Source organism: Andreprevotia chitinilytica DSM 18519 (assembly GCF_000711875.1).
In the GTDB taxonomy this organism is placed as follows: Bacteria; Pseudomonadota; Gammaproteobacteria; order Burkholderiales; family Chitinibacteraceae; genus Andreprevotia; species Andreprevotia chitinilytica.
Genome location: NZ_JONM01000013.1, coordinates 81,178 through 107,665 on the forward strand (window position 1 = coordinate 81,178; position 26,488 = coordinate 107,665).

The window sequence follows — 26,488 nt, forward strand, 5'->3', positions numbered from 1 at the left end:
TGCCCAAGCCAATGGTTGCGATGGCGGCGTCAGGAAATTCCGTAAGCCGGTTTACTGACTTTCCCTTGTTGTCGTGCCCCTGCCGACTCAGGATAATGTTCCGGGTTTAATCGGTGCGGACTTGCCAAAGACGCACCGCCCTGTTTCCCAATTCCTTGATTTTCTTAGAGAAGGATTCCCCATGGCATCGCGTACCGATCTCGCCAACGCCATCCGCGCTCTTGCGATGGATGCCGTCCAGAAAGCCAACTCCGGCCACCCCGGCATGCCTATGGGCATGGCCGAGATCGCGCTGGCGCTGTGGGGCGAGGGCCCGTTCCGGCACAACCCGCAAAACCCGCACTGGCCCAACCGCGATCGCTTCATCCTCTCTAACGGTCATGGCTCGATGCTGCAATATGCGCTCCTGCACCTGACCGGCTACGACGTCTCCATCGACGACATCAAGAATTTCCGTCAACTGCACAGCAAGACGCCGGGCCACCCGGAATACGGCTACGCGCCTGGCATTGAAACCACCACCGGCCCGCTCGGCCAAGGCATCGCCAACGCGGTTGGCTTCGCCCTCGCCGAAAAACTGCTGGCGCGCGAATTCAACCAGCCGGGTTTCGACATCGTCGACCATTACACCTACTGCTTCCTTGGCGACGGTTGCCTGATGGAAGGCATCTCCCACGAAGCGTGCGCACTGGCCGGCACCTGGGGCCTGAACAAGCTGATCGCGTTCTGGGACGACAACGGCATCTCGATCGATGGCCACGTCGAGCCCTGGTTCACCGACGACACACCGGGCCGTTTCGAAGCCTACGGCTGGCACGTGATCCGCCCGATCGATGGCCACAATGTTGAAGCGGTGTCGAAAGCCATTGCCGAAGCCAAGACCATCACTGATCGCCCGACGCTGATCTGCTGCAAGACCATCATCGGCAAGGGCAGCCCGAATAAGGCCGATAGCCACGACAGCCACGGCTCGCCGTTGGGTGCCGCTGAAATCGAAGCCACCCGCGCCGCCATCGGCTGGCCGTACCCGGCATTCGAAATCCCGGCCGACGTCTATGCCGGTTGGGATAAGAAAGTCGCTGGCGCGAAGTGGGAAGGCGATTGGAGCCATCTGTTCAAGGAATACGCCGCCGCTCACCCGGAACTGGCCGCTGAATTCACACGCCGCAACGCCGGTGACCTGCCGGCCGCTTGGAGCAAGATCGTTGCCGACGCCGTGGCCGAGACCAACAGCAAGGCCGAAACCATCGCGACCCGCAAGGCCAGCCAGAACGCGCTGAACGCCTATGTGCCGCATCTGCCGGAAATGCTCGGCGGCTCGGCCGACTTGACCGGTTCCGTATTCACCAACTGGAAGGGCAGCACCCCATTCAAGCGTGAAGGCACCGAACTCGTCGGCAATCACATCAGCTACGGCGTGCGTGAATTCGGCATGAGCGCGATCATGAACGGTGCGCAGTTGCATGGCGGCTGGCGTCCGTATGGCGCGACCTTCCTGATGTTCAGCGAATACGCCCGCAACGCGTTGCGCATGGCTGCGCTGATGAAGATCCCGACGCTGTTCGTATTCACCCACGACTCGATCGGTCTGGGCGAAGACGGCCCGACGCACCAAGCCGTCGAGCAAACCGCTACGCTGCGCTACATCCCGAACATGAACGTGTGGCGTCCGGGCGATACCGTTGAAACCATGGTGGCCTGGGCCGATGCGATCGAGCAGAAGAAGACGCCGTCCACGCTGATCTTCAGCCGTCAGAACCTGCAATTCCAGACCCGCACGCCGGAACAGATCGCCAACATCAAGAAGGGTGGTTACGTGCTGCGCGACGCGGCCAACCCGAAAGTGGTGTTGATGGCGACCGGTTCCGAGCTGGATCTGGTGGTGAAGGCTGCCGAAGCGCTGGCTGCCGAAGGGATTGCCGCTCGCGTGGTGTCGATGCCGTCCACCAATGTGTTCGACAAGCAGGATGCCGCCTACAAGGCTTCCGTGTTGCCGGCTGGTGTGCCGCGCCTCGCCGTCGAAGCGGGCATCACCGACTTCTGGCGCAAGTACGTTGGCCTGGAAGGCGATGTGGTCGGTCTGGATACCTTCGGCGAATCCGCACCGGCTGGTGAGCTGTTCAAGCTGTTCGGCTTTACCGTCGACAATGTCACTGCCAAGGCACGTGCATTGGTGCGGTAATTAGTGCGGCCAGTTTGGGAAGTATGACAGCGTCAAGTTGGTGGAAAACGGGCATCCTGAAGATGCCCGTTTTTTTATTCCTGAGCGTCTCCAAGGAGCCGTCATGAGTACCATCACCAGCCCCCGGCTCGCCGCACCCTGGCTCACTGCGCACAAGGCAGTGCGGCTGGCTGTGGTTTTTTCCTTATTGCTGCATGGCTTCGCACTCTTGGCAAAGCCATTTGCCGCGAACCCGGTTCCGATCGAACCACCGCCCTTGCGCGTTACCCTCTCGCTGCCGGAGCATCCGTCCGCCGCTGCGGCCGAAATAGGCGTGACTAAAACGGCCGCACCTGCGCCGGAAAAGAAATCAGCGCCTGAGAAAAAGCCACTTCCCGCTGCAAAACCCGTTGTCACTAAGCCAGTGCCGGCTCCTCCGGCCAAAATAGAAGCTGTCGCGCACAGCGATACCCGTTCCGATAACCATGTTGCCGCGTCGGCTGATCCGAAACCTGCCAAGGAATCTGCAGCACCTGCGACGACTTCTGCTGAGCCAGCGGTCGCAGGCGCCGCTATTGCAAATGCGCAAACGGCAGCACCATCGACCGCTGGTGCTGCCGGCAATGGCGTAGTTGGGAGTGCTGCCCCGGCAAAGGGCGAGAATGTTGGTGCCGCGGCCACGGATTCCGGAACAGTGCCGGATGGCGTGCCCCGTTTGTTGGCTGGCCCCAAGCCAGCGATGTCGAACGCATCACGTACACGTGGCGAGCATGGCAGCGTGTCCCTGCGGATTGATGTTGGTGCGGACGGGAAAGTAAACGGCGTGTCGATTGAGCGCTCGAGCGGCTATACGCGGCTCGACGATACTGCCCGTCAAACGGTGCTGACGCGCTGGCGCTTTGCGCCTGGCCTGCATCAGGGCAAGCCGATTGCCACGTTTGTGAACGTCCCCGTCATCTTCCGCCTGGAAGAGGAATAAGTCGGTTTACCCAGGGCGGATTATTTGAGCAGCTTCTGCCGCCGCAGCTCGTCTCGCACCAGTTGTTCAATCCGTGGCGCAAGTCGGGCATCCAGCTCTTGGGCGATTTCGGCAGTCAGCTTGCGTAGCGTGTCGCCGTAGAGCGTGCTGACGAGGGCGGTGAAATGCTGGCGGGTGAGCTGTTCGATTTCGCTGGCGATTTCGACTGCCAAGTGCGCGCCTACCGATGCGGTGAGTGCTTCTACCGCTTGGTCGTCGAGATGGGGCGCCTCGACAGGCGAAGCGCTATGTGCCGGCTCTTGAAGTACTTCTGCTAGTACTTCCGGGGTATCCGGCTCGGCATCCAGACGCAGATCCCACCCTTCGTCACTGGCAAATGAGATATCCAAAGTCGACTCGTTGCCGATCTCATCCACGGGTACCGGGGCTGGCGATGCCTCAATCAAGTTCGCCCTGCGTGGCGTTTCTTCCCGGATTGCTTCACCACGTTCGAGTGGTTCATCTTCGAAAGTGATCGTCAGTTCTTCGTCTGGCTCTTCGTTCGCGGAGAGCGCTTCGGCTACCGGTGCTGCTTCCAGCTGAAGCTCGACCTCAACAGGTGGCTCGGCGATCGGCTCTGGCGTAACCGGTTCCGCTGCCAGCGCCAGCAGTTCTGGCGCGGCCGGTGTCGCGACGTCTGCCTCTACCTCAAGTTCAAGTTCGTCGCTGGCCTGGGTCGTAACTGCTTCATCGGTGGATAAAGCCGAATATTCAATGGGCGCAGCGACAGCGGCTGGGCTTGCTACGGCGGGATGATGTTCTGCCTCGGCCGCCGAATCGTCGAACAGGCTCCAGTCATCGAGCGGGCTGGAGGTGGGCTGTACTGCCAGCGCATCGAGATCGAGCAGCGGCAGGTCGAGGAATTCGGCTTTAGCGGGCGCAACTGGCACCGGGCGTGGCGGTTCGTAGTAGGCCGGTGCCGGGGGCGGCGGTTTGAAAAAGTCGTTCGGGTCGAACATCAGGGCGCCCGGTTCGACCGTCTCGGTCAGTACCGGAATGGCCTCTTCGGGCACGGGCGCGTGATGCGGCAACGGGGCGAGGTCGAGGTGATCGTCCGCTTCGTCGGTCAACACCGGAATCACCTGACCGGCAGGGGGCGTGCCGCGATGGCGCGCCATCAGCGCATCCATCTTGTTGAATAGCGGGCTGACGCTGTCGTCGTTGTCTGGCTTGGTCAAGCGGCACCTCCCGTTGTTTGGCCGAGCTTGAGCATATCCACGGCGACGGGCGTGATGCCGTGCGCCTGATAGGCCCGCCAACGCTCGCGTGCGGCGGTGCGCTGGGCGTCGTCCTGTTCAACGATTTCGATCACGCGCTCGTATTGCTGGAAGTCTGGCGGAATGCCGTCCGTCCAGTTGAACAGCGCATTGCGGATGGTGAGCTTGTTGCTGCGGTAATCGACCACAACGGGCGTCGCCGGCGCAATATCGGCATCCGCCGCGCAATGCGGCAGAAAGCCGATTTGCGGCTGCTCCCACAGCAGGCGGTCCAGCGCCATTGCCGCGGCTTCACTGCCAGCCAGCACATTCAAGGTGAGGCCGCGCGCAACCGCCTTGCCAACCAGCTGGCACAGCGCTTGTTCGCGGTTTCTCACGTTGAAGTAGAAGGTGACTTCCATTGTGGGGTCGGTTGGGCGTGTAGGAATTTACTTCTTCGCTTTCTTGGCGGCGCGCTGGGCGAGGTATTCGACCAGCAGCGGCACCGGCCGGCCGGTTGCGCCCTTGGCTGCGCCGGATTTCCAGGCGGTGCCGGCGATATCCAGATGCGCCCAGGTGTAGTCCTTGGTGAAGCGGGCCAGGAAGCACGCTGCTGTCACTGAACCAGCCGGACGGCCTCCGATATTGGCGACGTCGGCAAAGTTGGATTTCAACTGTTCCTGATAGTCGTCCCACAGCGGCATGCGCCATGCCTTGTCGCCCGATTCGTCGGCAGCGGCGAGCAGCTCATCGGCAAGCGCGTCATTGTTGGCATACAGGCCCGATGCCACGTGGCCGAGGGCGATGATGCACGCGCCGGTGAGCGTGGCCAGATCGATCACCACTTCCGGCTCGAACTTGGCGGTGTAGGTGAGTGCATCGCACAGGATCAGCCGGCCTTCGGCGTCGGTGTTGAGGATTTCAATGGTCTGGCCGGACATCGACTTGACCACGTCACCCGGTTTGCTGGCGTTGCCGGCCGGCATGTTCTCGCAAGTCGGGATCACGCCGACGACGTTGATCGGCAGGCCGAGTTCAGCCAAGGCGCGGAAAGTACCCAGCACAGCAGCAGCGCCGCCCATGTCGTACTTCATTTCATCCATGCCTTCGCCCGGCTTGAGCGAAATACCGCCGGAGTCGAAGGTGATGCCCTTGCCGACCAACGCGATCGGCTTGGCGCTCTTGGCACCGCCGCGGTATTCCAGCGTGATCAGCTTGGGCGGTTGCACCGAGCCCTTGGCGACGGATAGCAAGGAGCCCATGCCGAGTTTTTCCATATCGGCGGCTTCGAGCACGTCGGCCTTGATGCCGTAGTGGCGGGCGAGCTTGACGGCTTCGTCGGCGAGATAAGTCGGGGTGCAGGCGTTGCCCGGCAGGTTGCCAAGCTCACGGGCGAAATTCACGCCGTGGCCCACAGCCAGACCGCGAGCGAGGCCGGCTTCGGCAGTATCCACATCAGATTTTTTTGCGACTATGTAGGCAATCTGCGCCAGCAGCGGCGCCGGATCGGGTTCGGATTTGAAGGCGGTAAAGCGGTAGGACTCGGCAACGATGGATTGGGTGATGGCGTGGGTGAGCGCACCGGCATCGACCCCCCTGATCCCGCCCAGCCATACCGCCGCGCTGATCGATTTGCCGCCGACCAGCACCTTGGCGATGGTATCGGCCAACTTGCGGCTGGCGGCGGCATTCACGTCTTTGTCGACCTGAACCAGCACGATTTTTTGCGGCTTATTACCGATCGGCAGGTGCGTGGCGAGCGTGCTGCCCGATTTTTCGGCCAGTTCGCCCGAGGCGAGCAGCGCGGAGATCCAGCCCTGGCCGGCTTCGTCGAGCTTGGCGAGCGCCGTCGGCAGCTTCTTTCCGGCGATGGGAAGCACGAGGCAATCGGCTTGGGCTTTTTCGGGGGAAGTGAGATTTATGCTAAATTCCATGGCGGTCTCCGTGCTGGCGCGGGTGGCGAACTGAGCATGTTTCCCAGGGTGTCGGGAGCATGTGCCGCTTGAATGTGCCGATTGTGTGAGCGGAAGAATTGAAAACACGGCTGCAAGGCCGCATTCATCCGGTTTGATATTTGGATTATTAAGATTTGGATATCGATCGCCCGATTATTTCCTAGCCCCCTTGTTCCGTCAAACCGTGCCCCCGACCCGATTTTTCCTATGCTGTTTCGCAAAAGCCTGATTCAGGAGCTGTCGTGGATGGCGCTCGCCGTCTTCGCCGTGCTGCTCCTGCTCGTGCTCACCACCCAGATCGTCCGTTTGCTGGGTGAGGCATCGGTGGGTGCACTTGCGTCCAGTGCGGTCTGGGCCATGATGGGTTTTGCCGCCATCCGCTATCTGCCGGTGTTGATGTCGCTGATGTTGTTCATCAGTGTGCTCGCCGTGCTCACCCGGCTGTGGCGCGATCATGAAATGGTGATCTGGTTCGCCAGCGGCCGTTCCATCAAGAATTTCATCCGGCCGGTGCTGGAGTTCGTGCTGCCGATCGTGGTGCTGATCGCCGTGTTGTCCTTGTTCGGCTGGCCTTGGGCTTTGGGGCGCGGTCAGGAGTTTCGCGACAAATCGATGGCACGCCAGGAAACCACGCAGGTGGCACCGGGCGTGTTCCGTGAGTCGGCCGGGGCGGATCGTGTTTATTTCGTCGAGAATTTCTCTGGCGATGCCAAGAGCGGCCAGAACGTCTTCGTGCAATTGAAGAAAGACCGGGAAATCTCGGTGATTCTGGCCGAGCGCGGTGGGCTGTTTCTGGATAGCGACGGCACGCGTTGGCTTTGGCTGGGCCACGGCCGCTCTTACAAGGGCGTGCCCGGTCAGCGCGATTTCGAGACGCTCCGTTTCGAGCGCGCGCAGCTACGAGTCGATACCACTGACCGGCCGGTATCCAGCCCCGGCACGCAAGCGATGGCGTCATTGGCGTTGCTGGGCAGCAAGGATCTGGAACAGCAGGCGGAGCTGGCATGGCGCGTAGCCTTGCCGGTCTCGGCATTGATTCTGGCCCTCGCCGCGATTCCGCTGGCCTTCTTCAACCCCCGCGGTGGCCGCGCCTTCAATCTCTTGTTTGCGATCGTTTTGTACTTCCTCTACTACAACTGCATCAACATCAACCAAGCCTGGATTGCCGACGGCCGCGTGCCGGTCTGGCTGGGCATGTGGCCCTTGCATCTGATCGCGGCCAGCGTGACTGCCGGGCTCTTCGTCTGGCGTAGCCGGTTGAGGATGGGTTGATGAGCCTGCTCGCGCGCTACCTGTTCCGCGAAGTCACCCTCTACGTGTTGTTCACGCTGGCGGGGCTGTTGGGTCTGTATACGTTTTTCGATTTGATCACCGAGCTGTCGTCGCTAGGCAAGGGTGGTTATCGGCTGATCGATGCACTGATCTACGTGCTGCTGCAGATTCCCTCCAACGGCTATGAATTGATGCCGATAGCCGCGTTGATCGGCGGCATCTTCGCGCTGGCGGCGTTGTCCGGTCAGTCCGAATTGACTGTGATGCGTGCATCCGGCGTATCGATCCGGCGTTTGCTGTTGTGGTTGTTGGGGATTGGCATTGTCTACGGCGCGCTGACCGTGGCTTTGGGTGAATACGTCGCACCCGCCGCCAAACGCATGGCGAACCAGTACCGCTTATCCGCGACCAAGGCGATGCTGGTCGGTGAGTTCCGCTCGGGCGTGTGGGTGAAGGACGGCAAGCAGATCATCAATATCTCCGAAATGCTGCCGGACCTGACCATCCTTGGCATCCGCATTTATGAATTCGGCGACGGCCTGACGCTGACCCGCATGCTGGAAGGGGACGAAGGCAGCTATATCGACGAGGGCAACTGGCAGTTGCGTGGCGCGCGCGAAACCCGCTTTGCCGCTCAGGATGGCGGCGTCAAGGTGCAGGCGATGCCGCAAACGACCTGGCAGACGCAAGTCTCGCCAGAGATGCTCGCGGTGTTGTTGGTCGAACCGGCGCAGATGTCGGCGCGGGCGCTGTACAGCTACATCGATCACCTGTCGAGCAATCGGCAGAAGACCTCCCGTTACGAGCTTGCGCTGTGGGGCAAGCTGTTTTATCCGCTGGCCTGTATTTCCATGCTGGTGATCGCCTTGCCGTTCTCGCAAACGCAGCGCCGCAGCAGTGGCACCGGTTTGAAGCTCTTTGCCGGCATCATCGTCGGATTGTCGTTCCACTTCTTGAACCGCATCGTCATTTACCTGGGCGAGCTGAAAAACTGGCCGCCGCCTTTGGTGGTCTCGATTCCGACCGTCTTGTTCATGCTCGTGGCGCTGGTCATGCTGTGGCGGCAGGAAAAAAGATGATTTCTCCATGCGATCAGCAGATTGATTTATCGACCGGTCTGGCCTGAATCATTTGTACTCCCCAGCTTTTGCCCGTTCCCGCCTGTTCGGGAGCGGATTAACGACTTAAGGGATTCACCTTCATGCACGTATTGCTGACCGGCGGCGCCGGCTATATCGGCTCCCACACCTATATCGAATTGCTTGCCGCCGGCTTCACGCCGGTGATCTTCGATAATTTCTACAATGCCAAGCCAGAAGTACTGAACCGGCTTGAGCGCATCACCGGCAAACCGGTGCTGGTGGCTGAAGGTGATATTCGCGACCGTGCCGCGCTCGACGCGGTGTTCGCCAAATACCCGTTCGAATCGGTTATCCACTTCGCTGGCCTGAAGGCGGTGGGTGAATCGGTGCAAAAGCCGCTGGAGTACTACGACAACAACGTCGTCGGCACGGTGCGCCTGTTGGAAGCCATGCAAGCGGCCGGCGTGAAGTCGTTGGTGTTCTCATCCAGCGCCACCGTGTATGGCGATCCGCATACCGTGCCGATCACTGAAGACTTCCCGCTTTCCGCCACCAATCCGTATGGCCGCAGCAAGCTGATGATCGAAGACATGCTGCGTGATCTCTACAAATCCGATGCCAGCTGGGATCTCGCCCTGCTGCGCTACTTCAACCCGGTTGGCGCGCATGACAGCGGCCTGATTGGCGAAGACCCGCAAGGCATCCCCAACAACCTGATGCCGTTCGTCTCCCAAGTGGCCGTCGGCAAGCGCGCCCAACTGAGCGTGTTCGGCAGCGACTACCCGACGCCGGACGGCACTGGCGTGCGCGACTATATCCACGTGGTCGATCTGGCTCGCGGCCACGTCAAGGCGCTGGAAAAGCTGCGCACACGGCCAGGTCTGGTCACGACCAACCTCGGTACTGGCCAAGGCTATTCGGTATTGGATATGGTGAAAGCGTTCGAAGCAGCCTCTGGCAAAGCGGTGCCGTACCAGATTGTTGCGCGTCGTCCCGGCGATATCGCCGCCTGCTACGCGAATCCGCAAAAGGCGTTCGAATTGCTGGGTTGGAAGGCCGAAAAGGGCCTCAAGGAAATGTGCGAAGACAGCTGGCGCTGGCAATCGGGCAATCCCAATGGCTTTGAAGCTTGATGCAGCTGATTGACCGTGCCGCTTGATGCGGGCGGCATGGCCGGTTAGCCTTGTAGCGAATAGCAATCCACGGGCAGTGAAATGACGCTTCGTTTTACCAAGATGCATGGCCTGGGCAACGATTTCATCGTGCTCGACGGCGTGCGCGAATCATTGGCGCTGGATACCGAGACAGTCAAAAAGCTCGGTGACCGCCATTTCGGCATCGGTTTCGATCAGCTGTTGCTGGTCGAACCGGCGGCGGATGCCGCGCATGATTTCCGCTATCGCATCTTCAATTCCAGCGGTGAAGAAGTTGAACACTGCGGCAACGGCGCGCGCTGTTTCCTCAAGTTCGTCCGCGATCAAGGCTTGACCGACAAGACCGAACTCGCGGTCGAGACCGCACAGGGCGTGATCTACCCTAAGCTGGAAGCCAGCGGCGAAGTGACCGTCAATATGGGCGCGCCCCGTTTTGCACCAGCGGAAATCCCCTTCGTGGCCGATGCCGAGGCACTGGTCTATCCGTTGCAGGTCGGTGAGGAGACGTTCGATATCTCCGTTGTCTCGATGGGTAATCCGCATGCGGTACAAGTAGTTGCCGATGTCGAGACTGATCTGGTGCTGCGCGTTGGCCCGCTGATCGAAAAGCACCTGCGCTTTCCGCGCAAGGTGAATGCCGGTTTCATGCAGATTGTCAGCCGCGATGCGATCAAGCTGCGCGTGTACGAACGCGGTGCGGGCGAGACGTTGGCTTGCGGCACCGGTGCTTGTGCCGCAGTGGTTGCGGGCATTCGCCGTGGCCTGTTGAACGAACGCGTGCGCGTGACCACTCACGGTGGGGATCTGACGATTTCCTGGGCGGGTGGCGGCTCCCCGGTGTTGATGACCGGCCCGGCAGTAACTGTGTTCAGTGGCGAAATACAACTCTAATTAATTGGATGAGGTAGGGGACGAAATGCAAGCGCATGACATCATTGCCTGGCTCAAGGACAACCCGGCGTTCTTCGACGATTACGCCGACGAATTCGCCGAAATCTACGTGCCGCATACACATCGCGGGCAGGCGATTTCGCTGGCCGAACGCCAGTTGCTCACGCTGCGTGACAAGAACCGCGCACTGGAAATGCGGCTGGCCGAGCTGTTGCAGTTCGGCGAAGAAAACGACCTGATTTCCGAGCGCTTGCATCGGCTGTCGGTTGATCTGATGCAGGCGCAGGACTTGGCCGGCATCATCGGCACGCTGGAATACCACCTGAAAGAGCGTTTCCAGGTGCCGCAAGTGGCGCTGCGCCTGTGGCTTGACAGCGATTCGACCCTGCGTGAGTTCAGTCCGGTAGGCGATGCGGCGAAGAAGCTGGCGGAAAATCTGGTCTCGCCGTACTGCGGCCCTTACGTCACGGACGAAGTGCAAGGCTGGTTTGATGCCGGCCCGCTCAACTCCTTCGCCCAGTTTGCGTTGCGTGTGGGTGACGAGCCATTTGGCCTGTTAGTGATGGCGAGCGACGACGTCGAGCGCTTCTATCCGGATATGGGCACGCTTTACCTGCAGCGATTGGCTGATCTGGTGTCTGCCGCTATTCGCCGCGTGGTGCCGATCGGCTCAGGGGTCGGTGCTTATGGTGACGACGCGCGCTGAGCGTGTCAGAACGCGCCGCCCGGCGCGTTCGACCACCGCTTCTGATCCCGCCCCGTCTGACCCAAATGCGTTGCCATCGTGGGGCGACCGTTTTACCCAAGCCGCCGCCCATTTTGAAATGGTGCTTACCGGTGAGCGCGCGGCCAGTCCGCATACCCGCACTGCGTATCAGCGTGATTTGCAGCAGCTCGCCGCCTTGGCTCAAGCGGCGGATACCGCGCCGGATGAACTGAAGCCCAAGCATATCCGCGGCTTCGTCCGCATTCTCAAGTCCCGCAATTATGACGCCCGCAGCATTGCCCGCACGTTGTCTGGCTGGCGTACCTTCTATCGCATCATGCAACGCGATTGCGCGTGGTCGGGCAACCCGGTGCTGGGCGTGCGACCGCCAAAGCGTGGTCAAAAGCTACCGCAAACCTTCGAGAAGGATGCCGCGCTGGGCCTGATGAACAATCTGCCGGACGACGGCGTGCTGGAAGTACGCGACCGCGCGATGGTGGAGTTGATGTATTCCTCCGGTTTGCGCGTGTCCGAGGTGGTCGGGCTGCTGCTGATTGATCTCGATCTCAACGCCGGGCTCGCTCGGGTGCTGGGCAAAGGCAGCAAGATGCGGCAAGTCCCCGTTGGCGGTGCCGCCATCCGGGCTTTGCAAGCGTGGTTGTCCGTGCGCTTGCAACTACTCGGTAGCCGCACCGCGAATACCGTTTTCGTTGGGCGCAACGGCGCACCGTTAAGCACCCGTGCCGTGCAGCTGCGCTGCCGTCGCATTGCCCGCAAGCTCAATCTCACCGAACCGCTGTATCCGCACAAGCTGCGTCATAGCTGCGCGACGCATCTGCTGCAGGCTTCCAAGGATTTGCGCGCAGTGCAGGAGCTGCTGGGGCATGCCAATCTTTCCACCACGCAGGTCTATACCCATCTCGACGTCGATTATCTGATGAAGAGTTACGACCAATTCCACCCGCGAGCGAAACGAAAATGATGCCATCTCCAAATCAAAAATCTCATTGTCGGTATCGCCTTGCCGTGCAAATCGCACTGTCTGCGGCTCGCCTTCGCGATCTTTTTGATTTGGAAATGGCATGATTTCCCGTTTTGCCTTGCTGACCCTCGTCGCGATGTCGATCGGCTTGAACGCTGCCAACGCCGCTGAAATTGCCCTCGATATCGGCCACTCGCTGAAAAAGCCCGGCGCAATCAGCGCTTCCGGCCGCAAGGAGTTCGATTTCAATGTGGCGCTGGGCCGGGTCGTGGCCGCTGAACTGGAAAATCACGGGCTGGCGGTCCGGTTGATCGGCATTGATGGCGACCGGGACGTGCTCACGGATCGAACGAAGCAAGCCGTCGGCGCGACGTTCTTTCTGTCGCTGCACCATGATTCGGTGCAGCCGCAATACCTGAAGGAAGCGGAGCGCTTCTCTGGCTACTCCCTGTTTGTCTCGCGCAAGAATCCGCAACCTGAGGCGAGCCTGGCCTGTGCGACCCGGATCGCCGATGCCTTGCTCGCTGCCGGCATGCATCCTTCCCTGCATCACGCCGAGCCGATTCCCGGCGAGAACCGGCCGCTGGCGGACAAAGCGCGTGGCATTTACTGGTTCGACGATTTGATCGTGCTGAAAACCGCTACCCAGCCGGCGGTGCTGCTGGAATCCGGCGTGATCGTGAATGCGCGAGAGGAAGCCTGGCTGGCTTCACCTGCCGGGCGGCAGACAATTGCCCGCGCAGTGGGTGCGGCAGTGCCGGAGTGCGTGCCATAAATACTTAGAGCCACTAGCAAAACCCTGCTGGCGTTGTTGTGCTCGCTTGCCGTACGAATAGTACTGTCTGCGCTTCGCACGCCTAGCCAGCAGGGTTTTTCTAGCGGCTCTTGTCCGCGTCTTTAATTTATTTCTCTGGCGCATTGAATGGAAAATCCCCGGTGAGCGAGCTTCCCAAACAGATCGGCAAATACAAAGTCAGCGCGGAGTTGGGGCGCGGGTCGAGCGGTATTGTCTACCTCGCCAGCGACGGCTTTCTGGGCCGGCAAGTCGCGGTCAAGCAGCTGAGCCCGGAAAATCTGGGCAATCCGGAAAAGCGTCGCCGTCAGATTCAGCAGATGCGTACCGAAGCCAGCCTCGTCGGCCAGCTCAAGCATCCGCACATCGTCAGCCTGCTCGATGCGGACATGGATGCCGAGGTGCCCTATGTGGTGATGGAATACGTCGAGGGGCGTTCGCTGGAGCACAGCTGCACCGCTGAGCAATTGTTGCCGGTGGGCGAAGTGTTCGATATCGCGTTCAAGTGTTGCGATGCGCTGGATTACGCGCAACGGCACGGGCTGGTGCATCGGGATATCAAGCCGGCCAACATCCTGCGCAGCGACAACGCCGTCAAGATCACCGACTTTGGCACGGTGCTGTCCGCGCAATCGGATGTCACCCAGATCAAGGGTTTGATCGGTTCGCCGGCCTATATGTCGCCAGAGCAGGTGCAAGAGCAGTCGCTCACTCATCAATCGGACATCTTCTCGCTCGGGGTGGTGATCTATCAGCTGCTGACCGGCGCGTTGCCGTTCGAGGCGGATAGCGATTTCGCCACCATCTTCAAGATCACGTACCACGAGCCGCTGCCGCCGACCACGTTGCGGCCCGACTTGCCCCGTGCTGTCGATGCCTTGGTCAAAAAGGCGCTCGCCAAGAACCCGCAAGACCGCTTTGCCGATTGGAAAGAGTTCGCCCGCGCCATTGCCAAGCTGGTCGATCGCTTGCCGCCCAGCGAAGAGTTCAACGATGACGTGCGGCTGTTTGGTTTGTTGCGGGCCATGCCCTTTCTGCAGCCCTTTCCCGATCACCTGTTATGGACAGTAATGCGCCTGGGTTCCTGGCATCAGCTCGCGCCCGGCAAACACCTGATTCGCGAAGGCGCGCAGGGCGGATCGTTCTATCTGCTGGTGGAGGGCGAAGTCACGGTGGAACGGCACGGGCTGGAACTGGCGCGCATCAAGGCGGGCGTGACACTGGGCGAGATGGTTTACTTGCGGCCCGGCCGACCAATCCGCACCGCCAGCGTGATCGCGCGCACCAAGCTCGTGGTGCTGAAGATTCGCAACGATGCGCTGGAAGCCGCGCCGGAAGCGGTGCGGGCGCATTTTGATCGGGCGTTTCTCGGTTTGCTGGTTGAGCGGCTGGATAGCACCGGTCGGCAGTTGGCGATGCTGGATGAGGGGCGTTGACCGTGCCGCAATGGGCTTCTGCAACATCGTAGCCCGGACGGCTTGCCGGCCGGGGTGGCATCGCAACCGGAGTCACCCCGGCCGGCAAGCCGTCCGGGCTACGGGGAGCGTTCTTCGTAGGGTGGGTTAGCCTCTCGCAAGAAGCGTAACCCACGCGGTGCGGGGATTCGTTGTTACGCCGCAGCGACGAATGCAATGTCGCCCGGCGGGTTACGCCCCGTAGCCGAGCGAAGCAAGCTTCGCACGCGAGGGCTAACCCGCCCTACAGGTGGGCGTAATCCCCCGTGCTCAACTCGCCTGAAACTGAAACAAGTCATACCCCATCTGCTGCTCGACCAGCTTGGTGGCACGCAGCAGCAGCTCGCCATCCGGTGTCAGCACTGATAGCTCACGCAACGGCGAATACATGCCTTTGGCGGCGGCGATTTGCGAGGGTTGGTTGAGGGCAGTGATTTCCGGCAGCAACAGGGCAGGCTGATAACGCGAGTCTTGCGTGCCGATCGTTGGTTTCAGCAGTACGCCTTGGGCGCGGGCGCTCATGACTTGCAGGCCCATTTCTATCCGCGATTCGTCTGCCTGCTGCAGCCAGCGTACGGAAGCCACCATCCAGTCTTCGCTGTATACCGGGCGGATGGCGACGATTTCGCCGGCCCGCACGCGTTCGGTGGGCGCGCCTTGGGTTTGCACCGCATAGCCGCCGGGGCTTTCGTTGAGGATGCGCCAGCGCACGCCTTCGGGGGAGGCTGGTTCGGCGCTGCTGCTGGGGTCGAGCGATTCCATGCCGGCACATTGCGCACTGACGGCGAGCCCGAGGCAAATCTCGATTTCGCTGTCGGTCTGCATCCGGTTGAACAGGCGCTTGGGGGCGATGGTCCATTGCCGGGAGACGCGGCGCAGCAGCTCCAGCCACATCAAGGCTTTGAGCCGATCCTGCGCTTGTGGCACTTTTTGTTCGAGCGACGCGAGCGAGCGGAGCAGCTTTTTACCCAGCTCGATGGTATCGATCAGCATCGCCAGGCCGTTGTAATCGTCGGCCGTGCGTGCGCCTACGAAACTGGGGCCTTCGTCCGCATCGAGCCGCACCAGAAAGAAGCCGGCGGTGCTGCTCAGCTGGGTGACGGCCTGAAACTTGATCAGGCTGGCGTAGTTGTCGGTCAGCTCGATCACCTTGTCGAGCTCGGACGGCGCATAGCGCATCGGGTCAGCCAGGGCGAGCATCAACAGCCGCTTGTACTGATGCGAGATGGTCAGCTCTTCTTCCGGCTCTTCCAGCAACTTGTTTTCGGCGGCGTAGCGGAACAGCTGGTGCGATTCCTGCCATACGCCTTCCGGCAGCGCGGTATAGATGCGGCTGCACAGCTTGAGCACGCGGTAATGCAGCAATAGCACGATCTGGATTAGCTGGCTGGTGAGCTTGTTGGAGCCGAACAGGCTGCGTTTTTCCACCTTGTCGATCAGCGCGCGCTTGTAGCCGACCGAGAGTTCCTGCCAGAGCGTCCGCGCCAGATTGGCGACCTGGCGGGCGCTTTCTTTCATCGGCAGGCCATGCGTGGTGTACATCGACTCGAAGCCGCCAGCCAGCAGATCGAGCGTGGTGCGGTATTGCTCCAGCAACTTGAAGCGTTCGTCCGGGTCGATCTTGGTGCGATTGCAGGCGGAGAGCGCGTCGTAAACCAGCCGGCCGGCTTCGATCACGTTGGTCATGGGCAGCGCAATCAACCAGTCCCGCAGTTTTTTCGGGTTGGTTTCGACACTGTCGGCAAGCCGGGGGTCGAGGTCGGGAAGGTTAAGCAAGAGGAACATCAGGGATTTCCGCGTCGGTTTCCAAAGCGGCGTTTAGCGCCGCCAGCGTGCGTTCGGCCAAAAGGGCTGCCTCTGTGTCGGTCAAGGTATACGGCGGCATGACGTAGATCGTGTTGCCGATGGGCCGCAGCAATAATTCATGCGCCAGCGCCGCTTCAAAAAAGCGTAGCGCAAAGCCGCTGCCTGCATCCGCCACGTCGAATGCCATGATCATGCCGCACTGCCGGAAGTGGCGCACGCGTGGATGCGCTTTGAGTGGCGCGAACAGTACATTCCAGCGTGTGGCCTTGGCGCGGTTGGCGGTAATCACATCGCCGCGTTCGAACAGATCGAGCACCGCATTGGCCGCCGCGCAGGCGAGCGGGTTGCCGGTGTACGAATGCGAATGCAGAAAGCCGCGTGTCACATCTTCATCGTAGAACGCGGCGTAGATTTCATCGCGCACCAAAACGGCTGCCAGTGGCAAAAAGCCGCCGGTAATGCCTTTGGACAGACACAGGATGTCCGGCCGGATGCCGGCTTGCTCGCAGGCGAACAGCGTGCCGGTACGGCCGAAGCCGACGGCGATCTCGTCGGCAATCAACAGTACTTCGTGGGCGTCGCACAGCCGGCGTGCTTCCTGCAGATAGATCGGGTGATACATCGCCATGCCGGTCGCACCTTGCACCAGCGGTTCCACGATCAAGGCTGCAATCTCGCCGTGATGCTCGGCCAACAATTTTTCCAGCCCACGTGCAGCGCGCAGGGCGACGTCTTCTGCGGTTTCGCCATCGGCCGCGCGCCGCCAATCCGGGCTGGGGGCGCAGAAATGCGGCTGGATCAGTTCGGCATAGGCGGTGCGGAACACCGGCACATCGGTCACGGCCAGCGCACCGAGCGTCTCGCCGTGATAGCTGCCTTCCAGATACACGTAGCGGTGCTTTTCGGCGCGGTCGTGGTTTTTCCAGTAATGCGCGGCCATCTTGAGGGCGATCTCGGTCGCCGATGCGCCATCCGAGCCGTAAAACGCGTGGCCCAGACCTGTGAGTGCGGCCAAGCGTTCCGAAAGGCGTACCACCGGCTCGTGGGTGAAGCCGGCCAGCATCACGTGCTCCAGCGTATCGAGCTGGTCCTTGATGGCCTGTTTGATGCTCGGCGCACCGTGCCCGAACAAATTAACCCACCAACTTGATACGGCATCCATATAACGGCGGCCGTCAGCGTCGTACAGCCACACCCCCTCGCCGCGCACGATAGGAATCAGCGGCAGTTTTTCGTGTCGTTTCATTTGCGTACAAGGGTGCCAGACGGCAGCAAGGCTACGGGCGAGGAGGGTGGGGTTGTCCATCAGAACCGGGTGATCAGTAAGCGTGCAACTATTTTGCCACTCATCTGTCGGCGGCGGGGCCGCGCATGCTGACCAAGCCTCTGAAAGGGGGATGAAATCGTCATATTTGCTTTTGCTAATGCAGTGTAAGCTGCAGGCGATTTGCTGCAATGACCCCGCCTCGGGACTGCTTTGCAGCCAGCCTGGAAGCCGCTTGGCATCGGCTTGAATCTGATCGATTGGGAGCACTACCGCATGAACGTGACACCCGCTATCCCCTTGCGCATCGGCCTGACCACCCTCGCGCTGCTGTTGGCGTCTTGTGGCGGTGGCGGTGGCGGCGATAACAGCACTTCGGTGCCTGCCGGCCCGCCGCCCTCCCGCGCCGATACGCAGCGCTTCCTGGAGCAAGCCGCCTTCGGCCCGACCGATGCCGATGTCGCCGCCGTGCAAAGCCAAGGCTTCTCGGGCTGGATCAGCAACCAGTTCGTCACGCCGAGCAGCGGCTATCCCGGCTATTTCTATGTGGTCGGCAATGGCGGGGGCGGTTGTCAGACTGATCCGAACGTCGTCGCCCATGCGGCCAACAATCTGATGCTGCAAAACTGCGGGCGCGATTACTACGGCGTGTTCCAGGTGCAGCGGCAGTTCTTTGCCAACGCGCAAAGCGGCAAGGATCAGCTGCGGCAACGCGTGGCGTTCGCTTTGTCGCAAATCATCGTCACCAGCGGTTATGAAGCGTATGCGCAGGCTGATTATCAGCAGATGCTGCTGGACAACGCCTTCGGCAACTTCCGCGATCTGCTGACCAAGTTCACGCTGCACCCGACCATGGGCGACTGGCTGGACATGGTGAACAACGACAAACCGAACCCGGCCAAGGGCATCCAGGCCAACGAAAACTACGCGCGCGAGCTGCTGCAGCTGTTTACCATCGGCCTCTCCAAGCTCAACCTCGATGGCTCGGTGCAGACCGATGCCAACGGCAAGCCGATTCCCACCTACGGCCAGACCGAAGTGACCAGCCTGGCGCGGGCCTTTACCGGCTGGACTTACCCGCCGGTGGCCGGTGCCGCGTCGAAATGGACCAACCCGCTCAACCACGCCGGCCAGATGGTGCAATTTGATGCCCACCACGACACCAATGCCAAAACGCTGCTGGATGGCCAGGTATTGCCGGCCGGGCAGAACGCACAGCAAGACCTGAATGGCGCGCTGGACATCATCTTCAATCACCCGAATGTCGGCCCCTTTGTGGGCAAGCAGCTGATCCAGAAGCTGGTCACCGGCAGCCCGAGCCCGGCCTATGTGCAGCGGGTGGCGGCGGTATTCAACAACAACGGCAAGGGCGTGCGCGGCGACATGCAGGCGGTGGTGCGGGCGATCCTGCTGGATTCCGAAGCACGTGGCGACAGCAAGACTGCGGCCGGCTACGGCCGGTTGCGCGAACCGGCGCTGTATCTGGCCGGCTTCCTGCGCAGCATGGGTGCGACCACCGACGGCGTGTACACGCGGGGTATTTCGCAAAATCTCGGCCAAGGCGTTTACGCCTCGCCATCGGTATTCAACTTCTACCCGCCCAGCTATCTGGTGCCGGGCACGACGATCACCGGGCCGGAGTTCTCCATCCTCGACACCAGCAGCGCGCTCGGGCGGATGAACTTCATCTCGCAGATCGTGTTCCGGGGGGGCGCGAACGCGGATGCCAGTGTAGCCAATGCGATCGGCACGCACCTCGACCTCACCGGCTACGCCAGTGTGACCGATGCCGGCACGCTCACCGACCAGATCGCTGATCGTCTGCTGCATGGCCAGCTGCCGGCCGGCGCACGCACCGCCATCGTCAACGCGGTGACGGCACTGACCCCGGCCAGCATCAAGAGCGACCCGGCCTTGCCGGCCAAAACCGTGGCTTACCTGATTGCCACCTCGCCGCTATACCAAGTGGAGCGCTGAACATGAACCGTCGCAGTTTTCTCAAAGGGGCAGGCAGCGTTGGCTTGGCTGCCACATTGGGCCAGTTCTCGCTGATGCGTGCATTGGCGGCCGGCGGCAGCGATTACAAGGCCATCGTTTGCGTGTTCCTGTTCGGCGGCAACGATGGCAACAACATGATCGTGCCGTACGACACCACCGCGTATACCAACTACGCCGCCATCCGCGGCCCGTTGGCGCTGGCGCAAAACACGCTGGTGCCGCTGACCAACCCCGCCACGGTGAGCGCCGCGCAGATGGGCGGTGTGCAGCAATTCGCCCTGCATCCGAGCCTGGCGCCACTGCAATCGATCTGGAATGCCGGCCAGCTGGCGGTGCAGTTCAACGTCGGCACGCTGGTGCAGCCGACGACCAAGGCGCAGCTCAAGACGGCTGGCTGGCCAGTGCCGCAGAACATGTATTCGCATATCGACCAGCAGCAGCAATGGCAAACCGCCACCACGCTGGCCGCCGGGGTAGCCGGTGCGGGCTGGGGCGGCTTGATTGCTGACCAGGTCGCTGCGGGTACTGGCACGGTGCCGCCGCTGATCACGCTGGGCGGTAACAACACCTTTACGCTCGGCAAATCGACACGCCCATTGGCCGTGCCCAATAGCGGCAGTACCTTTGGCCTCAACTACGGCAACGCCAACCTGCAAACCGCGATGGCAGCGCTGGCCAGCCAGACGGATGGATCGCAATTGCTGGCTGGCGAAGCGCAAATTGCCAATTCAGCGCTGGCCAATAGCGCCTTGATCAACCCGATCATCAACAACGCCAGCTCGACGGTGAAATCGTTGTTCACCGGCATCACCGGCAACATCGCAACCCAGCTCCAAACCGTGGCGATGCTGATCGAAGCTCGGGCGCAGCTGGGTTTATCGCGACAGATCTATTTCGTGACACAGGGCGGTTACGACACGCACTCTGCCCAACTGACCACGCAGGGGACATTGCTGGCCCAACTTGGCCAATCGCTGGCGGCGTTCAATAGCGCCATGAATCAGCTGGGCGTAGGGAGTTCGGTCACGACCGTGACGATGTCCGACTTCGCTCGCACGCTGAAGCCGAACTCCACCGCCGGCTCGGACCACGCTTGGGGCGGTCACCATCTGATGATGGGCGGCGCAGTGAAGGGTGGACAGTTCTACGGCACGATGCCGCAGCTGGCATTGGCCGGTGCGGATGACGCGACCTCGGAAGGGCGCTGGATTCCGACGACGGCTGTCGATCAGTACGTTGCGACGTTGGCGAACTGGTTTGGCGTGCCGCCTGCGGCGTTGCCGGCAGTGGTGCCGAATCTGGCGAACTTCACCGGGGCAGGTTGGCCGGCGAATTTGGGGTTTTTGGGGTAAGGGGTGGCTTTGTTGTTGTGTTGGAGTTAAGCGCCTGCGGCGCAGGCAAAGGCGTTACAAGCGGGAGTTCGTCCCGCATGCCGAGTCACTTTTCTTGTCTCGCCAAGAAAAGTAACCCAAAGAAGGCGACCCTGCATCCGCGCCCTGCGGGTTCCCGATCAAGCAAGGCCGTCGCGGGCGGGAATCGAAAACTCGGGCCAAGGCCCTCAGACACTCGATCCCCGAAGGCCCCCGCGCCAACCTTGCTTGCTCGGCGCGGCTGAAAGGGGGGCAAACCATCTACTCCCCGGCCCTCTCCTGTGAAGGAGAGGGTGACGTTGTTTGATGCTGCGGCGTTTCATGTTGCGCCGCGCCTTGGTTTTGCTCCCCTCGCCCGTTTACGGGAGAGGGGCTGGGGGTGAGGGCACTACCGCGGGCCGTGTTTTTTTTCACCACCCTCTCCCTAACCCTCTCCCACTAATAGCTGAGCAAGGCTAAAGCCTTGCACGCGAGGGCGAGGGGACCGATCACCGTAATGCGTCATTCATCGCACAAAATCAGCGACTGATGTTCATAACCACATTGGTTGCACTGCGGGCTTTTCTCCCCTTTCGCTAAGCGCCGAGGGAGTGTCGCGAGACCTTAGGCTCGCGACCGACCGAGGGTAGCCTGTGGCGTGCGAAGCTTTGCTTCGTTCAGCCAGAGCCGCCCAACGGGGGGCGCCTTTGGGGTGGAGGGGGCTTTGGCGAGACAAAGTCCCTTCCCCGCCCGCGCGGCGGAACGCGCTGTAACGCTTTTATCCGCGCCTTAGGCGCTTAAGCTGGGTTGTTGGGTCTCCGAGCCCAAACAAAAAACCGGTCTTCAACGACCGGTTTTTTTGCTTGCTGCACATCCGAAATCACATTGCCGTATACACCGGCCCACTCCCACCCTCCGGCGTCACCCACACAATATTCTGCGTCGGGTCTTTGATATCGCAGGTTTTGCAATGCACGCAGTTTTGCGCATTGATCTGCAACACCTGCTCGCCGCTCTTCTCGACAAACTCATACACCCCGGCCGGGCAGTAGCGCGATTCCGGGCCGGCGAAGCGGGGCAGGTTCACCGTGGTGGGGACGGCGGCGTCTTTCAGCGTCAGGTGGCACGGCTGGTTGGCGTCGTGGCTCAGGTTGGACAGCGCCACCGAGCTGAGCCGGTCGAAGCTCACCTTGTTGTCCGGCTTGGGATAACGCACGGGCGTACAGGCGGCCGCGTCTTTGAGTGCGGCGTGGTCGGGCTTGGTGTGGCGCAGCGTCCACGGCATGCGCAGGCCGAGCTGGGCCAGCCAGAGTTCGGTGCCGGTGAGCATGGTGCCGACGAGGGTGCCGAAGCGTGACAGCATCGGCTTGGCGTTGCGCACGGTATCGAGGTCTTGCCATACCCACGAGGCTTGCAGCTTTTGCGGGTAGGCGACGAGTTCATCGTTGCTGCGACCCGCGGCGATGGCCTCGAAGGCCGCTTCCGCCGCCAACATGCCGGACTTCATCGCATTGTGGCTGCCCTTGATACGCGGCACGTTGACCATGCCGGCGGCGCATCCGAGGACCACGCCGCCCGGGAAGGCCAGCTTGGGCAACGATTGCACGCCGCCCTCGGTAATCGCCCGTGCGCCGTAGGAAAGGCGCTTGCCGCCTTCTAGTAGTGGGCGGATTCTCGGGTGGGTCTTGAAGCGCTGGAATTCTTCGAACGGCGATAAATAAGGGTTGCTGTAGTCCAGATGCAGCACGAAGCCGATCGAGACGAGGTTTTCGCCGTAGTGATACAGGAAGGAACCGCCGCCGGTATCGTTGGCGAGTGGCCAGCCCAGCGTGTGTTGCACGAGGCCCGGTTGGTGCTTGGCCGGGTCGACGCGCCAGACTTCCTTCAGGCCGATGCCGTATTTCTGCGGATCGGAATTGGCGCGCAGGCCGAAATGCGGTTCCAGCTGGCCGATGAGCGAGCCGCGCGTGCCTTCGGCGACCAGCGTGTAGGCGGCGTGGATTTCGATGCCTTGGGTGAATTGGGCGGTTTCGTTGCCGTCTTTATCGCGGCCCATGTCACCGGTGATCACGCCCTTGAGCGCGCCGTGCTCGTTGTACAGCGGGGCGGCGGCGGTGAAGCCGGGGTAGATTTCCACGCCCAGCGCTTCAGCTTGTTCGCCCAGCCAGCGGCAGACTTCGCCCAGACTCGCGATATAATTGCCCGCGTTGCGCAGAATGCGCGGTTGTAATACTTCTGGAATGCCGAATCCCTGGCCTTCATCAAGGATCATGAAGGCGTCGTGAGTTGCGACGGTATTGAGCGGCGCACCGCGTTCGCGCCAATCCGGGAAGAGTTCGTTGATCGCAATCGGATCGATGACCGCACCCGATAAAATGTGCGCGCCGACTTCGGCGGCTTTTTCCAATACGCAGACGGAGATTTCGCGATTTGCCTCGCCGGCGAGCTGTTTAAGCCGGATCGCTGCCGCCAAGCCGGCCGGGCCGGCGCCGACGATCAGCACGTCGTAAGTCATTACATCGCGTTCCATTGCGTACCCCTTATTCAAAACCCGAACCCGCTTATATATTTTGCGGATATAAATAATAAAAATAATCGACTTAACAGATATTGTACTTGGCCGTAAAATTGCCAGCAAATCAGAGAACTAGCCTCAGAATCCAGGAATTCCCGATGAAAATTCTTGTTCCCGTCAAGCGGGTGGTCGACCACCACGTGACGATCAGCGTCAAACCGGATGGCTCGGATGTCGATATCGCCGGCGTCAAAATGGCCATCAACCCGTTCGACGAAATCGCCGTCGAAGAGGCGCTCCGCCTCAAGGAATCCGGTCAGGCGACCGAAGTGGTCGCCATCTCCATCGGCACGGCTGCCAGCCAGGATGTCTTGCGTCACGCACTGGCCATGGGCGCCGACCGCGCTATTTTGCTTGAAACCGACGCTGAATTGCAGCCGCTTGGTGTCGCCAAGTTGCTCAAGGCGATTGCCGACCGCGAAACACCGCAATTGCTGATCGTCGGCAAGCAGGCCATCGACGGCGATGCCGGTCAGGTCGGCCAGATGCTCGCCGCCTTGCTGGGCATCGGTCAGGCTACGTTTGCCTCCACGCTCAAGATCGCCGATGGCGAAGTCGAAGTGGCCCGTGAAGTCGAAGGCGGCATCGAAACGGTGGCGATCAAGCTGCCCGCTGTCGTTACTGCCGATTTACGTTTGAACGAGCCGCGCTTCGTCAAATTGCCGAACCTGATGATGGCCAAGAAAAAGCCGATCGAAACCATTGCTGCAGCCGACTTGGGCGTCGATTTCACACCGCGCCTGAAACGGCTGTCGGTTGCCGAGCCGCAAGCCCGCGCCGCTGGCGTGAAACTCAATAGCGTCGAAGAGCTCGTCGCCAAACTGAAGAACGAAGCGGGGGTGCTGTGATGAGCAAGATTCTGGTGCTGGCCGAGCATGACGGCCACCAGCTCAAGATCGCATCCCGCCAGGCTGTTACCGCTGCGCAGGCATTCAATGGCGGCGTTGATTTGCTCGTGGTTGGCGCGGATACCGCTGCCGTTGCTGCGAGCGCGGCGCAAGTCGCTGGCGTGGCCCGTGTGCTGCGTGCAGATGCCGCACATCTCGCCCACCCGCTGGCCGAAGATGTCGCCGCCTTGGTGCTGAGCATCGCTGGCGAGTATGACGTGATCCTCGCCGGCCATAGCCATTTCAGCAAGAACGTATTGCCGCGCGTGGCGGCATTGCTGGATGTGGCCATGCCGTCCGACGTGATCGAGATTCAAGCCAACAACACCTACGTGCGCCCCATCTACGCTGGCAATGCCTTGCTGACGATTCAGAGCCAGGATCCCAAGCAAGTACTGACGGTGCGTGGTACGCGCTTCAAGGCGGCGGTTGCTGGTGCCAACGTGAGTGGAGCAGTCGCTGAGATCGCTACGGTTGCCGTACCGGCTGCAACGGGTGCGGCCCGTTGGGTCAGTGAAGAGAAGAATGTCGGCGATCGCCCGGAACTGGGCGAAGCGCCCGTAGTGGTATCCGGCGGCCGTTCGCTCGGCGAGCGCTTCGAAGAAGTGCTAGGCCCCTTGGCGGACAAGTTGCACGGCGCGTTGGGCGCGACGCGTGCGGCGGTCGATGCCGGTTTTGCGCCGAACGATCTGCAAGTCGGCCAGACCGGCACCATCGTTGCGCCTGATCTCTATATCGCCGTCGGGGTGTCCGGCGCGGCGCAGCATTTGGCCGGTATCAAGGACAGCAAGGTGATCGTCGCGATCAACCATGATCCGGATGCGCCGATTTTCAACGTGGCCGATTACGGGCTGGTGGCGGATCTGTTCGAAACGATCCCGGCACTGGTCAAGGCATTGGGTTAGGTCGATTTAGCGGGTTGATTTTTATGTAGGAGCGAGCTTGCTCGCGATAGCGATATTTGATGTGTCGCCAATCGCGAGCAAGCTCGCTCCTACAAAAAACCGGATCGGCTGTACCAACGAATTCAATCAAGGAATTGCAATGAGTCACTTCAATACCGAAACCGTGCTGTCGGTGCATCACTGGAACGACACGCTGTTCAGCTTCAAGACCACTCGTAACGACGGCCTGCGCTTTGAAAACGGCCAGTTCGTGATGATCGGCCTGCAAGTCAACGACAAGCCGCTGATGCGCGCTTACTCGATCGCCAGCCCGAACTACGAAGAGCATCTGGAATTCTTCAGCATCAAGGTGCAAAACGGCCCGCTGACCTCCCGCCTGCAGCACTTGAAGGTGGGCGACGAGATCCAGATCAGCAAGAAGCCCACTGGCACGCTGGTGCTGTCCGATTTGAAGCCGGGCAAGAACCTGTATTACTTCTCCACCGGTACTGGCTTGGCGCCGTTCATGAGCCTGATCCAGGACCCGGAAGCCTACGAGAAATTCGACAAGATCGTGCTGTTCCACGGCGTGCGTACCGTGTCGGAACTGGCCTATGCCGACTTCATCGAGAATGTGCTGCCGAATAATGAATTCTTCGGCGAAGAAGTGAAGAAGAAGCTGATCTACTACCCGACCGTAACGCGCGAAGAATTCCGTAATCAGGGCCGCCTGACCGACCTGATCGAATCGGGCAAGCTGTTCGAAGACATCGGCCTGCCGCCGCTGAACCCGGAAACCGACCGCGCCATGTTGTGCGGCAGCCCGGCGATGCTGGAAGACACCTGCAAGCTGCTGGATGCCCGTGGTTTCCAGGTCTCCAAGCGCATCGGCATGCCCGGCGACTACGTGATCGAGCGTGCGTTCGTCGAGAAGTAATTCAGAACGCTGCGCAGCAAAAAGCCGGTCGATTGACCGGCTTTTTTTGTGTCTTGTTTTGTCGCTGCGTGGGTGTTGGGCTTCGCTGCGTGTTCAGCCGGGAGACATAGGTAACACTTGTCGG

At 61.0% G+C, this 26,488-nt stretch carries 21 protein-coding genes; 15 read left to right on the top strand and 6 right to left on the bottom strand.

Annotation, left to right across the window (positions count from 1 at the left end; translation table 11 throughout):
* Nucleotides 1-181 precede the first annotated feature (181 nt).
* Complete coding sequence (gene tkt, locus BR41_RS16025; RefSeq protein WP_035058872.1) at nucleotides 182-2,182, top strand: transketolase; 2,001 nt, start codon at nucleotides 182-184, stop codon at nucleotides 2,180-2,182.
* A gap of 40 nt (nucleotides 2,183-2,222) precedes the next feature.
* Nucleotides 2,223-3,140 (top strand): energy transducer TonB, encoded by a 918-nt coding sequence (locus BR41_RS16030; RefSeq protein WP_156970747.1) that lies wholly within the window; start codon nucleotides 2,223-2,225, stop codon nucleotides 3,138-3,140.
* Between the two features lie 20 nt (nucleotides 3,141-3,160).
* Here BR41_RS16030 and BR41_RS16035 read toward each other — a convergent pair whose 3' ends face one another.
* Genes BR41_RS16035 through BR41_RS16045 form a run of 3 tightly spaced genes read right to left on the bottom strand, consistent with a single transcriptional unit; the run spans nucleotide 3,161 to nucleotide 6,309 of the window.
* Nucleotides 3,161-4,357 carry a hypothetical protein gene (locus BR41_RS16035; RefSeq protein ID WP_035058878.1) on the bottom strand — a complete coding sequence of 399 codons (1,197 nt, stop codon included), beginning with the start codon at nucleotides 4,355-4,357 and terminating at the stop codon, nucleotides 3,161-3,163.
* Nucleotides 4,354-4,797, bottom strand: a complete 444-nt coding sequence (locus BR41_RS16040; protein ID WP_051711154.1) for a DNA polymerase III subunit chi — start codon at nucleotides 4,795-4,797, stop codon at nucleotides 4,354-4,356. The genes BR41_RS16035 and BR41_RS16040 overlap by 4 nt, the downstream gene beginning before the upstream one ends.
* Nucleotides 4,798-4,824: 27 nt before the next feature.
* Complete coding sequence (locus tag BR41_RS16045; RefSeq protein WP_035058881.1) at nucleotides 4,825-6,309, bottom strand: leucyl aminopeptidase; 1,485 nt, start codon at nucleotides 6,307-6,309, stop codon at nucleotides 4,825-4,827.
* Between the two features lie 228 nt (nucleotides 6,310-6,537).
* On the opposite strand from BR41_RS16045, the gene lptF reads away from it, so the two are divergent.
* The 8 genes from lptF (at nucleotide 6,538) to BR41_RS16085 (ending at nucleotide 14,646) form a co-directional block, all read left to right on the top strand.
* Nucleotides 6,538-7,602, top strand: coding sequence for an LPS export ABC transporter permease LptF (gene lptF, locus BR41_RS16050; RefSeq protein WP_035058883.1), 1,065 nt, complete (start codon nucleotides 6,538-6,540; stop codon nucleotides 7,600-7,602).
* A complete protein-coding gene (gene lptG / locus BR41_RS16055) occupies nucleotides 7,602-8,681 on the top strand; it encodes an LPS export ABC transporter permease LptG (RefSeq protein WP_035058886.1) in 1,080 nt (359 codons plus the stop codon). Before lptF ends, lptG begins: the two co-directional genes overlap by 1 nt.
* Before the next feature lie 122 nt (nucleotides 8,682-8,803).
* Nucleotides 8,804-9,817, top strand: a complete 1,014-nt coding sequence (gene galE / locus BR41_RS16060; RefSeq protein ID WP_035058889.1) for a UDP-glucose 4-epimerase GalE — start codon at nucleotides 8,804-8,806, stop codon at nucleotides 9,815-9,817.
* An 81-nt stretch (nucleotides 9,818-9,898) separates the two neighbouring features.
* Entirely contained in the window at nucleotides 9,899-10,729 is an 831-nt protein-coding gene (gene dapF, locus BR41_RS16065; protein WP_035058892.1) for a diaminopimelate epimerase, read from the top strand.
* Between the two features lie 25 nt (nucleotides 10,730-10,754).
* Complete coding sequence (locus BR41_RS16070) at nucleotides 10,755-11,435, top strand: DUF484 family protein (RefSeq protein WP_035058893.1); 681 nt, start codon at nucleotides 10,755-10,757, stop codon at nucleotides 11,433-11,435.
* Nucleotides 11,416-12,417, top strand: a complete 1,002-nt coding sequence (locus BR41_RS16075; protein ID WP_211251777.1) for a tyrosine-type recombinase/integrase — start codon at nucleotides 11,416-11,418, stop codon at nucleotides 12,415-12,417. Before BR41_RS16070 ends, BR41_RS16075 begins: the two co-directional genes overlap by 20 nt.
* 100 nt (nucleotides 12,418-12,517) lie before the next feature.
* The gene (locus BR41_RS16080; RefSeq protein ID WP_035058897.1) at nucleotides 12,518-13,192 is read left to right on the top strand and encodes an N-acetylmuramoyl-L-alanine amidase family protein; all 675 of its coding nucleotides are present in this window, start codon (nucleotides 12,518-12,520) and stop codon (nucleotides 13,190-13,192) included.
* 161 nt (nucleotides 13,193-13,353) lie between these two features.
* Nucleotides 13,354-14,646: a protein kinase domain-containing protein gene (locus BR41_RS16085; protein WP_035058900.1), complete on the top strand. Its 1,293-nt coding sequence runs from the start codon at nucleotides 13,354-13,356 to the stop codon at nucleotides 14,644-14,646.
* Nucleotides 14,647-14,934: 288 nt separating this feature from the next.
* On the opposite strand, the gene BR41_RS16090 is transcribed toward BR41_RS16085, so the two are convergent.
* Nucleotides 14,935-16,449 (bottom strand): cyclic-di-GMP receptor FimW-related protein, encoded by a 1,515-nt coding sequence (locus tag BR41_RS16090; RefSeq protein ID WP_035058903.1) that lies wholly within the window; start codon nucleotides 16,447-16,449, stop codon nucleotides 14,935-14,937.
* Nucleotides 16,433-17,776: an adenosylmethionine--8-amino-7-oxononanoate transaminase gene (locus BR41_RS16095; protein WP_035058905.1), complete on the bottom strand. Its 1,344-nt coding sequence runs from the start codon at nucleotides 17,774-17,776 to the stop codon at nucleotides 16,433-16,435. The genes BR41_RS16090 and BR41_RS16095 overlap by 17 nt, the downstream gene beginning before the upstream one ends.
* 171 nt (nucleotides 17,777-17,947) lie before the next feature.
* Between BR41_RS16095 and BR41_RS16100 the strand changes: the two genes are divergently transcribed.
* Both BR41_RS16100 and BR41_RS16105 read left to right on the top strand, forming a co-directional pair.
* A complete protein-coding gene (locus BR41_RS16100) occupies nucleotides 17,948-19,711 on the top strand; it encodes a DUF1800 domain-containing protein (protein ID WP_051711155.1) in 1,764 nt (587 codons plus the stop codon).
* Between the two features lie 2 nt (nucleotides 19,712-19,713).
* On the top strand, nucleotides 19,714-21,084 hold the full coding sequence (locus BR41_RS16105) for a DUF1501 domain-containing protein (protein ID WP_035058908.1): 1,371 nt from the start codon (nucleotides 19,714-19,716) through the stop codon (nucleotides 21,082-21,084).
* 877 nt (nucleotides 21,085-21,961) lie between these two features.
* Here the strand turns inward: BR41_RS16105 and BR41_RS16110 are convergent.
* Nucleotides 21,962-23,611 (bottom strand): electron transfer flavoprotein-ubiquinone oxidoreductase, encoded by a 1,650-nt coding sequence (locus tag BR41_RS16110; protein WP_035058911.1) that lies wholly within the window; start codon nucleotides 23,609-23,611, stop codon nucleotides 21,962-21,964.
* 143 nt (nucleotides 23,612-23,754) lie between these two features.
* Here BR41_RS16110 and BR41_RS16115 point away from each other — a divergent pair, with 143 nt between their 5' ends.
* The 3 genes from BR41_RS16115 (at nucleotide 23,755) to BR41_RS16125 (ending at nucleotide 26,364) form a co-directional block, all read left to right on the top strand.
* Nucleotides 23,755-24,504 carry an electron transfer flavoprotein subunit beta/FixA family protein gene (locus BR41_RS16115; protein ID WP_035058914.1) on the top strand — a complete coding sequence of 250 codons (750 nt, stop codon included), beginning with the start codon at nucleotides 23,755-23,757 and terminating at the stop codon, nucleotides 24,502-24,504.
* Nucleotides 24,504-25,448, top strand: coding sequence for an FAD-binding protein (locus tag BR41_RS16120; protein ID WP_035058917.1), 945 nt, complete (start codon nucleotides 24,504-24,506; stop codon nucleotides 25,446-25,448). Before BR41_RS16115 ends, BR41_RS16120 begins: the two co-directional genes overlap by 1 nt.
* A 139-nt stretch (nucleotides 25,449-25,587) precedes the next feature.
* Nucleotides 25,588-26,364 (top strand): ferredoxin--NADP reductase, encoded by a 777-nt coding sequence (locus BR41_RS16125; RefSeq protein WP_035058919.1) that lies wholly within the window; start codon nucleotides 25,588-25,590, stop codon nucleotides 26,362-26,364.
* Nucleotides 26,365-26,488: the final 124 nt, after the last annotated feature.